The organism is Micromonospora sp. NPDC092111 (genome assembly GCF_044755745.1).
In the GTDB taxonomy this organism is placed as follows: Bacteria; Actinomycetota; Actinomycetes; order Mycobacteriales; family Micromonosporaceae; genus Micromonospora.
Genome location: NZ_JBIVRQ010000004.1, coordinates 1 through 12,778, shown reverse-complemented (window position 1 = coordinate 12,778; position 12,778 = coordinate 1). Strand labels below are relative to the sequence as shown.

The 12,778-nt window shown below is 71.4% G+C and carries 12 protein-coding genes; 4 read left to right on the top strand and 8 right to left on the bottom strand.

All coding sequences use genetic code 11. The features are described 5' to 3' along the window. Positions 1–15 precede the first annotated feature (15 nt). Positions 16–1,980: an acetate--CoA ligase gene (gene acs / locus ACIQG9_RS10650; RefSeq protein ID WP_400400164.1), complete on the bottom strand. Its 1,965-nt coding sequence runs from the start codon at positions 1,978–1,980 to the stop codon at positions 16–18. 202 nt (positions 1,981–2,182) lie between these two features. Here acs and ACIQG9_RS10645 point away from each other — a divergent pair, with 202 nt between their 5' ends. Then, entirely contained in the window at positions 2,183–2,929 is a 747-nt protein-coding gene (locus ACIQG9_RS10645) for an oxidoreductase (protein ID WP_400400162.1), read from the top strand. A gap of 6 nt (positions 2,930–2,935) precedes the next feature. Here the strand turns inward: ACIQG9_RS10645 and ACIQG9_RS10640 are convergent, their stop codons facing one another. The 7 genes from ACIQG9_RS10640 to ACIQG9_RS10610 all read right to left on the bottom strand — a co-directional run bounded on the left by ACIQG9_RS10640 (position 2,936) and on the right by ACIQG9_RS10610 (position 9,580). Then, complete coding sequence (locus ACIQG9_RS10640) at positions 2,936–3,568, bottom strand: TetR/AcrR family transcriptional regulator (protein WP_400400160.1); 633 nt, start codon at positions 3,566–3,568, stop codon at positions 2,936–2,938. Further along, entirely contained in the window at positions 3,463–4,827 is a 1,365-nt protein-coding gene (locus ACIQG9_RS10635; protein WP_400400158.1) for a methyltransferase, read from the bottom strand. The genes ACIQG9_RS10640 and ACIQG9_RS10635 overlap by 106 nt, the downstream gene beginning before the upstream one ends. Further along, positions 4,824–5,720 carry a hypothetical protein gene (locus ACIQG9_RS10630; RefSeq protein WP_400400156.1) on the bottom strand — a complete coding sequence of 299 codons (897 nt, stop codon included), beginning with the start codon at positions 5,718–5,720 and terminating at the stop codon, positions 4,824–4,826. Before ACIQG9_RS10630 ends, ACIQG9_RS10635 begins: the two co-directional genes overlap by 4 nt. A gap of 410 nt (positions 5,721–6,130) precedes the next feature. Further along, entirely contained in the window at positions 6,131–6,934 is an 804-nt protein-coding gene (locus tag ACIQG9_RS10625; protein ID WP_400400154.1) for an HAD family hydrolase, read from the bottom strand. Positions 6,935–8,127: 1,193 nt separating this feature from the next. After that, positions 8,128–8,916, bottom strand: coding sequence for a GntR family transcriptional regulator (locus ACIQG9_RS10620; protein WP_400400152.1), 789 nt, complete (start codon positions 8,914–8,916; stop codon positions 8,128–8,130). Between the two features lie 19 nt (positions 8,917–8,935). Further along, the gene (locus tag ACIQG9_RS10615; RefSeq protein ID WP_400400150.1) at positions 8,936–9,160 is read right to left on the bottom strand and encodes a DivIVA domain-containing protein; all 225 of its coding nucleotides are present in this window, start codon (positions 9,158–9,160) and stop codon (positions 8,936–8,938) included. Positions 9,161–9,223: 63 nt separating this feature from the next. Further along, complete coding sequence (locus ACIQG9_RS10610; RefSeq protein WP_400400148.1) at positions 9,224–9,580, bottom strand: hypothetical protein; 357 nt, start codon at positions 9,578–9,580, stop codon at positions 9,224–9,226. A gap of 585 nt (positions 9,581–10,165) precedes the next feature. Here ACIQG9_RS10610 and ACIQG9_RS10605 point away from each other — a divergent pair. The 3 genes from ACIQG9_RS10605 to ACIQG9_RS10595 are packed head-to-tail and all read left to right on the top strand — an operon-like array spanning position 10,166 to position 12,463. Then, complete coding sequence (locus ACIQG9_RS10605) at positions 10,166–11,476, top strand: hypothetical protein (protein WP_400400147.1); 1,311 nt, start codon at positions 10,166–10,168, stop codon at positions 11,474–11,476. A 14-nt stretch (positions 11,477–11,490) separates the two neighbouring features. Further along, positions 11,491–12,036, top strand: coding sequence for a GNAT family N-acetyltransferase (locus tag ACIQG9_RS10600; protein ID WP_400400145.1), 546 nt, complete (start codon positions 11,491–11,493; stop codon positions 12,034–12,036). 58 nt (positions 12,037–12,094) lie between these two features. Then, positions 12,095–12,463, top strand: a complete 369-nt coding sequence (locus ACIQG9_RS10595; RefSeq protein WP_400400143.1) for a hypothetical protein — start codon at positions 12,095–12,097, stop codon at positions 12,461–12,463. Positions 12,464–12,778: the final 315 nt, after the last annotated feature.

Genomic DNA, 12,778 nt, shown 5'->3' with positions numbered 1-12,778 from the left:
GGGGCACGCCGGTGGTCAGTCCTCGTCGGACTTGCCGCCACTGAGCCCGGAGGAGATCAGCTCCATCACCGAGGAGTCCTGGAGCGTGGTCACGTCCCCCAGCGACCGGTTCTCCGCCACGTCGCGCAGCAGCCGGCGCATGATCTTGCCGGACCGGGTCTTCGGCAGCTCCGGCACCAGCATGATCTGGCGGGGCTTGGCGATCGGGCCGAGCGTCTTCGCGACGTGGTTGCGCAGCTCGGTGATGAGCCGCTCGCCCGCCTCGCCCGCGGTGTCGGCCGTGCCGCGCGGAATCGCGAACGCGACGATCGCCTGGCCGGTGGTCGGGTCGGTCGCGCCGACCACCGCCGCCTCGGCCACCGCCGGATGCGACACCAACGCCGACTCGACCTCGGTGGTGGAGATGTTGTGCCCGGACACCAGCATCACGTCGTCGACCCGGCCGAGCAGCCAGATGTGCCCGTCGTCGTCCTTCTTGGCCCCGTCCCCGGCGAAGTACATCCCCTCGAACCGGGACCAGTACGTCTCGACGAACCGGCTGTCGTCGCCCCAGATGGTGCGCAGCATCGACGGCCACGGCTCGCGCAGCACCAGGTAGCCACCGCCGCCGTTCGGCACCGACCGGCCCTGGTCGTCCACCACGTCGGCGACCACGCCGGGCAGCGGGGTCATCGCCGAACCCGGCTTCGCCGCGGTGACGCCGGGCAGCGGGGAGATCATGATCGCGCCGGTCTCGGTCTGCCACCAGGTGTCGACGATGGGCAGCTCACCCTTGCCGACGTGTTCGCGGTACCACATCCACGCCTCCGGGTTGATCGGCTCACCGACGCTGCCGAGCAGCCGCAACGACGACAGGTCGAAGCCGGCGGGGATGTCCTCGCCCCACTTCATCATGGTGCGGATCAGGGTCGGCGCGGTGTACAGGATGCTGACCCGGTACCGGTCGACGATCTCCCAGAACCGGCCCTTGTGCGGGGTGTCCGGGGTGCCCTCGTACATGACCTGGGTGACGCCGTTGGCCAGCGGGCCGTACACGATGTAGGAGTGCCCGGTCACCCAGCCGATGTCGGCGGTGCACCAGTAGACGTCGGTCTCCGGCTTCAGGTCGAAGACCGCGTGCGCCGTCCACGACGCCTGGGTGAGGTAGCCACCGGTGGTGTGCAGGATGCCCTTCGGCCGGGCCGTGGTGCCGCTGGTGTAGAGGATGAACAGCGGGTGCTCGGCGTCGAACGGCTGCGCGACGTGCTCCGCCGACGCCGTCTCCACCGTCTCGTGCCACCAGTGGTCCTTCGCCGACCAGGCGACGTCCTCGCCGGTGCGGCGGACCACCAGCACGTGCTCCACCGACGGGCAGTTCGCCACCGCCTCGTCCACGGTGGGCTTCAGCGCCGACGGCTTGCCCCGGCGGTAGCCGCCGTCGGCGGTGATCACCACCTTGGCGCTGGCGTCCTGGATCCGGTTGGTCAGCGCGTCGGCGGAGAAGCCGCCGAAGACCACGCTGTGGGTGGCGCCGATCCGGGCGCAGGCCAGCATCGCCACCGCCGCCTCGGGGATCATCGGCAGGTAGATCGCCACCCGGTCGCCGGCGGTCACGCCCAGCCCGGTCAGCGCGTTCGCCGCCTGGCAGGTCAGCTCGTGCAGGTCGGCGTAGGTCAGGGTGCGGGTGTCACCCGGCTCGCCCTCCCAGTGGATCGCCACCTTGTCGCCCCGGCCGGCCGCCACGTGCCGGTCCAGGCAGTTGTACGCCACGTTGAGCTGGCCGCCGACGAACCACTTCGCGAACGGCGGGTTCGACCAGTCCAGCACCTCGTCCCACGGCTTCGCCCAGGTCAGCCGCCCGGCCTGCCGCTCCCAGAAGGCGAGCCGGTCGGCGGCGGCCTCGTCGTACGCGTCGGCGGTGACGTTGGCCTCCGCGGCGAGTGCGGCCGGCGGCGGGAACTGGCGCGTCTCGTTCAGCAGGTTGGCCAAGGCCTCGCTCATGCGGTGACTCCTTCGTCGGGGTGACCTGCGTCTCCTACCCGGGTGAGGTTAGTCGGGGCAGGTGACGGCCGCGACAACTCGGTACCGGCTGACGCGCTCAGCGGCCTCCGCCGCGCGCCCGGCGGCGCTCCGCCCCCGGTACGGGATGGCGTTCCGGGCGGGTGACGCCCGGCTCGGGTGGCGGGGTCGCTAGCGTGGCGGGGTGACCTCCGACCCGCTCGCCCCGCTGCTCGCGCTCGCCGACATCGCCCCCGCCGTCGAGCGGGCCCGCGAGCGGGTCGACCTGGCGATGCGGCACCGCGCCCTGCGCCGGCAGGGTGGCCAGGTCGCGGCCGAGGTCAGCCTCCGCAGCGCGGTGGCCAGCGCCGCCCTGGAGGGGTACGACCACGAGCGCGAGGCGGTCCGCGCCGGCACCGTCACCGAACCGGTGCTCCAGGGTGCGCTGCGGGTGGCCGGGGCGCTGCCCGGCCTGACCGAACTCTGGCCGAAGGCCCCCCGGCAGGCGCTGGCCCGGCTGCACGTGCTCGCCGCCCGGGACGTGCTGACCGAGGCCGAGCTGGGCCGCCCGGTCAGCGACCCGGTGGTCGCCGCCCGGCTGGACGGCCTGGCCGGCCTGGTCGCCGGCGGGACGACGGTCTCCCCGCTGGTGCTCGCCGCCGTGGTGCACGGTGAGCTGCTGAACCTGCGGCCGTTCGCCGGGCCGTCCGGGGTGGTGGCCCGGGCCGCCGCGCGGCTCGTCCTGATGTCCCGTGGCCTCGACCCGCGCGGGCTGGTCGCCGTCGACGTCGGGCACCGGGAGCGCGAGCCGGAGTACGTCGGCGCGGCCGGGGCCTTCGCCACCGGCACCCCGGACGGGCTGCGCTCCTGGCTGCGGCACTACCTGGCGGCCGTCGAGGTCGGCGCCGACCAGCTCACCGTCATCGGCGACGAGATCCTCGCCGCCTCCTGAACACGGTCAGTCCCGCCGGACGGCCCGGTTGACCCGGGACCGGAGGGCGCGGCGGGCGATCGGGCCGAGGTCGTCCACGATCTCGATGAGCACGGCGAGCTGGTCCAGCGCGGACATCGCCCGCTCGGCGCCGGCCCGGTCCACCCCGTCGTAGAGCTCCAGCCCGACGAACGCGGCGGAGACCGCCCGGGCCAGGCCGGGCACGTCCGCGATCTCGGCGAAGGGCGAGCCGGCCAGCAGCCGGCCCAGCACCGACTCGATCTCGTCCACCCAGAGTTGCAGCGCGGCGGCGGTCGGCGTGGCCAGCCGTTCGTCGGTCTGCGCCCCGGCGAGCATCTGGGCCAGGAAGGAGACGTTGCCCAGCTCGCGTTCCTCCTCGTGCAGGGCGCGCCCGACGGCGAGCAGTTCACGCAGCGAGCCCACCCCGGCCAGCCGCTCCGACCACTGCCCGACCCGTTCGGCGGTGCTGGCCCGGCAGGCCGCGGTGAGCAGGTCGTCGACCGTGCCGAAGTGGTAGAAGACCAGCGCCTGGTTCACCCCGGCGGCGGCGGCGATGGTGCGGGCGGAGACCCCGGCGATGCCGTGCTCGTGGACGGCGGCCAGCGCGCCGTCCAGGAGACGTTGCTTGGTGTCGGACATCGTCCTCCTCGCGGCTGCGCCGGGTGCGGCGGTGCGATCATCGCATCGGTCACCAGCCGGGCGAGCCAGGTGACCCCGGGTAGCCGCAGCGTCCAGCCGACCAGAGCCCAGCCGAGGTGGACGTGTTCGAGTGCGCGGGCGACGGCGGCCACCCCCCGTTCGGTGTGACCGTCGCCGCCCACGTACTCCGCCCGCCACAGCACCCGGTGGTGCTCCCCGGCGGGACGGATCCGCAGGCCCACCGGCCGCCGGTGGGCGAGGAAGCGCCAGGTCGCCGCGCATGGCCCGCAGTCGTCGTCGAGCAGCAGGACGGCGGGTGGTCCCGGGTGGTGCGGTCGCCACCGGGGCCACCAGTCCCGTACCCGGCGGCGGTAGGCCCGCCACGGCTCGCCGTACCGGCCGGCGAGGTCGTGCTCCTCGTGGGGCCGGGCCACCGCGGCGCCGAAGGCGACCACCACCACGGCCGCCAGGACCAGCGTCCCGCTGCGGGTGACGGCGGCGGCGAGCATCACCAGGATCACCGCGCCGACCTGCATCGGGTTGGCCAGATAGGCGTACGGCCCGGTGCTGACCAGCCGGCCCGGCGGGTCCCACGGGTACGGCGTTCCGCCGCCCCGGACGACGAACTCCCGCACCGCGCCGAGGGTGAGGGCCGCCACCGGCAGCGCCACCTGGGCGAGGATCAGCAGTCCAGCTCCGGTCAGCGTGGTGACCCCGGTCCACGACCCGTCGCCGACCTCGAAGGCCAGGGTGGGCACGAACCACAGCAGCAGGGCGGCGAAGACCCCGACCTGGAGCAGCGTCCGCGCCACCAGGTGCCGCCGGTCGGCGCACCAGCGACCGAGCAACTGGGCCGGGAGGGCCACCCCGAGCAGTCCGACGAACTCCCCGACCAGCCAGTCCGGCCCGAGCCGGACCAGCGGGTGCAGCGCCGGCATCGCCACCACGTCGACCCAGAGCAGCAGGCCCAGTGCCACTGGCAGGGGCAACACCCGGCGTAGCAGCACCGGCAGTGGCCCCCACCACGCCGCCCAGCCGAGCCAGAGGTCGACCGGCATCCCCCGGTACGTCCCGTTTACCTGCGCGAAGGTGTACCAGCAGGTCCGCCGGGCCACCTCGTGGAGGGCGGCGATGCCGATCCCGGTCGCCACGAAGGCCAGCAGCGCCGCCGCCCGGGCGGTGCGACCCCGGTCCGTCCGGGCGGCGGCGAGGACGGCCAGCAGCGGTACCGCCAGGCTGAGGTAGCGCGCCGTGGTCATCGCAGCGTCATCATGTCCAACAGGTGCCCGACCCCCGCGCCGAGCAGCACCTGCTGCACCGGCCCGAAGTACCAGGACGGGTCGAGCCCCCGGGTGTAGTCCACGGTGACCCGGACCTCGGTGTGCCCCGCGTCGAGCGCCCGCCAGCGCAGGTCGGCGTGCCGCCAACGGAACCAGCGCGCGGTGATCGAGCTGTCCTCGACGAACCGGAATCCCACCCGCTGCGGCGCGACGGTCGCCACCTCCGCGAGCAGGTGCCCGCCCGGCCCGTGCGCGCTGCCGTGGTAGCCGAACATCCAGCGGTCGCCCGGGTCGAGCCCGTCCCCGCTGACCTGACCCGGGGTGGGTACGCCGAGCACCCGCAGCGGCACGGACCGGACCGTGACCGGGTGGGGGCCGGCGGCGAGCCGGGCGGCCACCTGGTCGGCGGGGAGGGCCACCACCCGGACCACCTCGACGGAGTGGTCCGGTGCGACCCGTGGCCCGATTCCGCTGCCCTCCAGGCCGGGCAGGAGCAGCAGCGGCACCGCGAACACGGCGTACGCGCGGGAGGCGTCGCGCAGCGCGCGGATCAGCGCGGTGGTCCCGTGGGCCACCGCGTAGACCAGCGGAGCGGCGAGGATGACGCAGACCGCCCCTTCGTGCAGCGCCACCGCCGCGAGCAGCAGGGCGATCGTGGTGACCACGAAGACCCGGCCGTGCGTCGTACGGCCGGGCGTGAGAGCGAGGGCCGCCGCGAGGATCACCGGGAGGGCCACGAAGAGCAGGGCGCTGTCCGCCCGCCCATCGCGCACCGTCACGGTGAAGACCACCAGGCCGAAGAGCGTGATCAGCCCGGCCAGCACCCAGTTGGCGGTGGTCCGCCTAGGTCGTTGTTGGTCCTGCTCCGACATGCCCGCCTCCCCGATTTTGAGCGTCTGCTCAAGTGGGAGCATAGGCCCGTTTGAGCGATTGCTCAAACACCGATCGGCGCTGCGGTCGGTGCTCCAGCCGGTGCTGGGGGCGTCGCTGTGGTTGGGGCTGGTGGGCGTCGCCGGCCGGCGGTGCGGCTGTCGTCTCGACCACGTCGGTGCGGCACGTCGCCGCGCATCAGGAAGGGGGCTCGCGTCCGACCGGGAAAGTCAGGGGTGGATGCCGGCCGCCGACGGAGTGTGGTGCGCGGCGGCCACGGATGAGGGGTCGGTCAGGGGGTGGGCCGAGCCGCGCCGGCCGGCGCTCGGGGTCAGCGCGCCGCGAGCCAGGGGGCGGCCAGGGGTGTCTGATCAACGGGCACGCCGCCGCCGGGTGGCCCCTGTGGTGTCGGTCAGGCGATCTGGGTGGAGCGGGTCCGGCGGTGCCGGCCGTACCAGGCGATGCCGATCGCCACGCCGACGCCGACGCCGAGCGCGGCAGCGGCCACCGGGACGGCGGGCCGCCCCCGGAGCCGGCGACCCAGCGGGATCGGGTGCCGGAACTCCAGCACCGGCCAGGCGTTCTCCACCGCCAGCTTGCGCAGCGTCCGGTCCGGGTTGACCACGGACGGGTGCCCGACGCACTCCAGCAGCGGCCGGTCGCTGTACGAGTCGGAGTACGCGTAGCAGTCACCCAGGTCGTAGCCCCGGGCGGCGGCCAGTTCGCTGACCGCGTCGACCTTGCTCGGCCCGGCCGCGTAGAACTCCACCTCGCCGCTGTAGCGGCCGTCCTCGACGGTCATCCGGGTGGCGATCACGTCGGTCACCCCGAGCAGATCACCGATCGGGCGGACCATCTCCTCGCCGGAGGCGGAGACCAGCACGACGTCCCGCCCGGCGGCCTGGTGCTCCTCGATCAGCGCGGCGGCCTCGGCGTACACGTAGGGGTTGATCAGCTCGTGCAGTGTCTCCGCGACGATCTGGCGGACCTGCTCCACCTGCCAACCCTTGCAGAGCGCGGCCAGATAGTCCCTGGTCCTGGCCATGGTCTGCTCGTCGGTGCCGCCCAGCCGGAACATCAGCTGCGCGTACGCCGACTTGACGACGTCCCGTCGGGTGATCAGCCCGTCCCGGTAGAACGGCCGACCGAATGCCAAGGCGCTCGACTTGGCGATGACGGTCTTGTCCAGATCGAAGAAAGCGGCACTTCGGCCCACGGCGCGAAAGTCTAGTCCGATGGTCTAGGGTCGGCGGGTGCCCGGGGTCAACACCCCACTCGACCTGCGGGAGCACTCCCAAGACCGGAACTCAACGTGATGGCGGTCACACGAAGCGATCACAATTTCGCAGGGAGTGGGGTCGACACCACTCGACGTGAACACTCCGCTCGGGCAGACTTGTCCGCAAGACAAGCATTCACGTCCCGGAAAGCTGATAGACCCTCGGCGGTCGCACCCCCCGTGGCCGCCGAGCGGGTTCGGCTCAACCCCCCCGGAGCCGAACCTCACGACGACCCCCGTCTCCCCCCGACGGGGGTCGTCCCTTTTCCGGTGGAGCGCTCCCGGCCAGGGTGAAGGCACGTCTTCCGGCTCGGCTGGCCGGGGTGACAGCCGGAAAGTCGGCGAATCGTCAGGGAAGGCCAGCCGGACCCGGTCGGCGTAGTCCTCAGGCGTGTGCGTGTACCGGTCCAGCGTCGTCGACGCCTTCTCGTGCCCGGCCACCCTCCGCACCACGCTGACCGGCACCCCGTCCGTCCAGTGAGGGATCTTTTCCCGGGGTCATGTTGATCAGAGGCACAGGTCACCACCCCGCCTCGGACGACCCAGAGTCGCAATGCACGCCCGGCACGACATCCGTCGCAGGTCGAACCGACGCGGCTTCACCCACCGGCAGCAGTACGGGCAGCGGATCGTGGACACCCGGGCCGCAGCCGGTGGCAACCGCAGCGCCGACCGGAGGACGGCCTCCGTCTCCCGGTAGGCGTGGCGCAAGCCGGCCAGGCGGGCGCGGGTGAGTAGCAGGGCCGCGCCGACGAGTAGGGGCACAGCGGCGATCAGGGTAGGGGGAACTACGGTGGGCATCACGCCCTCCTTCACCAGATGAGGGATGGGAGAGCGCGGGACGGGTCGGGACTCTTGGCGGGGAAACGACCCGCCCCGCGCGCCAAGCACCAGCAGCGGTCAGGCCGCCACCACACCGGGAACGGCCGACGCCGGACGGATCGCGGTCGCCGGAGCGAGTACGCCATCCGGGACCGGCAGTCACCCGACGACCGGGACCGGCACTTTCAACGTCATCGGAATCACGAGAGACCTCCAGATCCACAAAACAACTCAACCAGTCGACTTGTTAAGTCAAATCGAAGGTAGACACTGCGAACTCGACTTGTCAAGTAATGGATCCACTTAGGTCAGTCGACCGGGTACACGTCTTCCAGATCGTGACGAGCGGCGGGAAGGAGGGCGTCCACCACCAGTAGTGGCGTGGCGCTCCGATCGCAGATGACCAGGAGCACCGTCAGCAGGGGATCGCTCTCGCGGACCTGCAACAGTTCGGCCTCTTCCTTGCTGGGCAGCCGTGCCGAGATTCGTTCGCTCACATGGTCGAACTTCAGTAGCTTCCGGGCAGCGACATGCCGTAGCAGCCCTTCCGGCATCACGTCCTTGGTGCCCACGCTGGTGCCCTCGGCAAGCTTGACGGGCAGGAACGCAGTGCCCAGTTCTACCGGGCCGATCCCGTCCACGGTGATGAGGCGCCGACGTGCCACGACCGGGGTTCCCGGCTCCAGGCCCAGGGCGACAGCCGCTCGCGGTGGAGCGGCAACGGTGCCAGCCGCCAGCACAGTTGATCCGGCTCGCTCGTCATCGTCAAGCAAGGCGTACCTGCGTTCCCGGGAGCGCTGCTCGGTGCCGCCTGGACGGCCGAGGACGAAGCGGCCCTTGCCCTGGCGACTCTCGATCCAGCCGCCCTGCCGCAGCAGATCCAACGCCCTGACCACGACCGGTCGGGACGCGCCGAACTTGCGGATGAATTCGGTTTCGCTGGGCAGCATCGAGCCCGGCGGGTAGGTGCCATCCTCGATGCCCTGTTGGACCGCGTTGACGATCACCACGTACTTGGGCGGCGCAACCTCGATCGGCACCGTTTCACTCCAGACGACAACTCGGCTTGTCAACAGGCTATCTTCGCTGCTGATCACCTGTCCAGGCGCTGTCGGCTCAGTGACCAGGCTTCGGCGTGAACTGGCCTTGCCATTCACGGAGAGTGTTCTTCAGCCGGGCGTTTTCTTCCCTGAGGCTGGCCTCGACGGCGTCCCTCGCGGTCAGCTCGTCAACGACGCGGTGCAGGAAGGCGTAGACGGGTTCCTCGGCCAGCCCACGTCGGCCGAACCGGGTACGCCGGAACCGCAGGCGCCGTACCTGGTCGGGGATCAGCGGGGCCATCCGTGAGGCCGATCGAACGATTGCCACTGCCATCGAACCCTCCAATCGAGCCGCCGCACGTACTCACCGTCGTAGTGCGTTCCTGGCCGCTTTACGAGCCGCTGGTTTGGGTTGTCGGACCATCGCTGGCGGTCTGGCCGCTTTCCGGAGGCCCGTTTTCCGGACGTAGATCTCTCGGCGATCCAGAGCGTTCCCCGTCTGGTCGAGCACGTAGCCCGTGAGCCAGACCCAGCCGTGGTAGGTGGGCTGATCAGAGACCTTGATGACCCGGAAGATCAACGCGCGATCGCCGCTGAACTGCACCGACGCATCCCGATTGACGTACAGCACGTCTCCCGGCTCTGGCACCACGGACGCCTGCCTTCCGTACGTCGAATGAGATGGCACCGGGACGGGCGGGTTCACGATCACGGCCGACACCGAAGTCACCGTCAGCCGCCCCGGGCCCTCGCGGGACGCAGCCGCGAGGCCGCGTTGTAGTCGGAGGGCGGTGGCCGTCACCTCAAGGCGACAGCCGCCAGCCCCGCCCGCTGTCCATGTGTGCCGGTGCCTGCGCAGTCGGGACAGTCGCGCCGTTGCAGCCGGTTCGGGTCACCCGGTGCCCGGAGCGAGCGCCGAGGGCTGGCCATCTTCCAGCCCCGCCCCTCGCACGCGGGACACGCAACCGGCGTCGACGGCGAGGACCGGTGTGACCCCCGCTGCGGGAGCGACCCATTCACACAGCGCACGACCCGGACTCCGGTCGACTCAGTGCCCCCCATCACTGAGCCGAATTCGCGTTGTCCGTGCCGACGCGGTTGCCCATGTGCATCAACGGGGTGCACATGCACAATTGCGGTGGGTGAGCCGTCCATGTAGGAGAGGTTGCCCGGGACCTGCGGGACCGATCGAGGACCCGTGACTACACCTCTGGCGGACATCGAGCGGACACCATGAGGACCTGCATTGTCCGAAGGACCTCATCCGGGTGAGCGTGGAGACAGCCCATCAGGAAGGCAGCGACGGATGGCACGAGAACGCCGCGAACCTCGCACGTTGCTGGAGTACCTGATCCAGCAGAGTGACCGCACGTACGAGGAACTGGCCGACGAGTTCTCCCGGATGGATCCCCGGGCGGCGATCAGCGCCCGGCATCTCGGGCGGTTGGCACGCGGCGAACGGGACCTGGCCTCCTCGACTCCCGCAACCCGGCGGGCACTACAGGTCATGTTCAGCAAGTCAATCGACGAATTGCAACGCCCCTGGGCTCCCCACCAGTTGATCCCTGCGCCGGTGCGACACCTTGTTGTCGACCCCACCGGCGCCGGCCCGGAAAGGAACCTCCTCGCCATGGCCGCACAACGCGCCCGCCAATACGCCATGCTCGCCGCCGAGTCCACCAGCCCGGCGGCCATCGAACAGCTCGCCGAGGACGTGCAGCGCCTCGCGCTGGCCTATCCTCAGCGTCCGGTCAGCCACGTCCTGCCCGACCTGGTCGAGACACAGGACACCCTGTTCACCCTGCTCGAACGCCGCCAGGCCCCGAACCAGTCCAGGGACCTGCACTTCCTCGCCGGCATCACCAGCGGCCTGCTCGCCAAGGTCTCCCACGACATGGCCGACCCGCACTCGGCCATGCTCCAGGCCCGCACCGCCGTCCTCTGCGCCGAGCAGGCCGGCCACCCCGGACTACAGGCGTGGCTGCGCGGCCTGCAATCCCTCGTCGCCTACTGGGCCGGCCGTCACGCCGAGGCGGTCCGCTACGCCGAGGCCGGCCGCCAGTACGCCACCCAGGCCGGCGGCACCTCCGCCGTCTGGCTGCCCGCCAGCGCCGCCCGCGCCTACGCCGCCCTCGGCAACGCCGAACAGGCCAAGGCCGCCATCGCCGAGGCCGAGGACGCCTGGTCCCGCGTACGCCCCGACGAGATGGACGAGATGGGCGGCATCTGCACCTTCAACCAGCCCCGCACCCTCTACTACGCCAGCGATGCCCTCGCCTGGCTCCCCGGCGAGGCCACCACCACCGAGCGATACGCCCTCCGCGCCGCCCAGGCATACGCCGACCCCAACGACCCCGCATGGGCGTTCGGCGACCAGGCCGGCTCACACGCCAACCTGGCCATCGCTCGGGTTGCCGGTGGCGAGCTGGAGGCGGCAGCGGATGCGCTGGCCCCGGTGCTCGACCTTCCCGCCGACCAGCGCATCAACGGCATCATTCACTCGGTGCGTCGCGTCCACCAGGCCATCACCCGCGCCGGCCACGCAGGCGACGCCCGCGACCTCATCGACGGCATCGAACACTTCACCCACACCCCGGCCAACGCCCTGCCTCGATAGGGCACCATCTGGGCATGCACCCCATCACCATCCCCGGCCGCGTCATCACCCTGCGCGACATGCGCTCCGATGACGCGGCCGACGCGTGGGCAATCGTCGGCGACGACCGCGTCACCCAATGGCTCTCCTTCGACAGCCGGGACCAAGCCGCCGCCGTCGCCATGGTCGAGGGCACCATCGAACGTGCCCAGCACACTCCCCGCACCGAGTACTACCTAGCCGTCGCCGACGCCACGGACCGCATGGTCGGATTCGCCCGGCTCGGCCTTACCGGCCACCAGGCAGCCAAGCTCGGTTACGCCATCAGCGCCGACCACTGGGGCCACGGCTACGCCACCGACGCCGCCGGCGCCATCGTTGACTTCGGCTTCCGGGAGCTGGGGCTTCATCGCATCACCGCAGCCATCGGCCCCGACAACCGCGCGTCCATCGCCGTTGCCGAAAGGCTCGGCATGCAGTACGAGGGTCGGCTACGCGACCACGTCCACACCAACGGCGCATGGCGCGACTCCCTGCTCTACTCCATCCTCGCCCAGGAGTGGACCCCCGTCACCACGTGACCCCGCCCGAGCATCCGGGCGCGGAGCTGTCTAACCGGGCGCCGGTACGATCGCCGCCATGCGCGACGCCGACACGCCGCCGCAAGAACCCACCGATGACCGACCACATTCAGTAGCACTCACACCCCAGCAGCGGGCCGACCTGATTCGAACCGCCGCCGCAGAGGTGCGCGAGCGCGTGCAGGAGTGGCGCAACAACCCCGCTTGGCGCAACACCCCAGCCAACAGCCACCGCTACGCAACGACCCTTGGCGCGATCGATGACCTCGGGCGACTTGCCAACCCGGACACCGAGGAAGCCGCCGCCACCCTGGCCGACGTTGTCCGCCCGGTCATCATGGAATGGCGTCCCAGCCGGCCCGGCCCCGAACAGGCCATCTACGCAGCAGTCGAACGCCTCCGCCGCACGATCGACGCCAGCCCGTAGGAGCCGATCGCCCCGCTTGGCACCACGTTGCCGAAATACTCTCTTTAGGATCAAGCGCGCTCCGCGCGGCGCGGGCCGGGCGCGGTAACCGGCTCCTGCGGAGCCGCCGCCCCGCCCGCCTTCGGCGGCGGGGCGGAAAGTCAGCCGGCCCGAAGCCCACGCCCGCCCCGCGCGTCACCCACTGGTTGAGTGAAGGGAACCGGTGACGAGTCCCGGAGACGGTCAAGTCCTTGGACGTGGTGTTTGCGGTTGAGCGTGATTCCTCGTTGTTGTTAGGCGCTGAGCGCTGGTAGGTCGTTGGTGTCGGTGTCCTGT

Excerpts from the sequence above, each read along its gene's own strand:
- acs (WP_400400164.1), bottom strand. The coding sequence starts at position 1,980 with ATGAGCGAGGCCTTGGCCAACCTGCTGAACGAGACGCGCCAGTTCCCG.
- ACIQG9_RS10640 (WP_400400160.1), bottom strand. The coding sequence starts at position 3,568 with ATGTCCGACACCAAGCAACGTCTCCTGGACGGCGCGCTGGCCGCCGTC.
- ACIQG9_RS10635 (WP_400400158.1), bottom strand. The coding sequence starts at position 4,827 with ATGACCACGGCGCGCTACCTCAGCCTGGCGGTACCGCTGCTGGCCGTC.
- ACIQG9_RS10630 (WP_400400156.1), bottom strand. The coding sequence starts at position 5,720 with ATGTCGGAGCAGGACCAACAACGACCTAGGCGGACCACCGCCAACTGG.
- ACIQG9_RS10615 (WP_400400150.1), bottom strand. The coding sequence starts at position 9,160 with ATGGCCCCGCTGATCCCCGACCAGGTACGGCGCCTGCGGTTCCGGCGT.
- ACIQG9_RS10605 (WP_400400147.1), top strand. The coding sequence starts at position 10,166 with ATGGCACGAGAACGCCGCGAACCTCGCACGTTGCTGGAGTACCTGATC.
- ACIQG9_RS10600 (WP_400400145.1), top strand. The coding sequence starts at position 11,491 with ATGCACCCCATCACCATCCCCGGCCGCGTCATCACCCTGCGCGACATG.
- ACIQG9_RS10595 (WP_400400143.1), top strand. The coding sequence starts at position 12,095 with ATGCGCGACGCCGACACGCCGCCGCAAGAACCCACCGATGACCGACCA.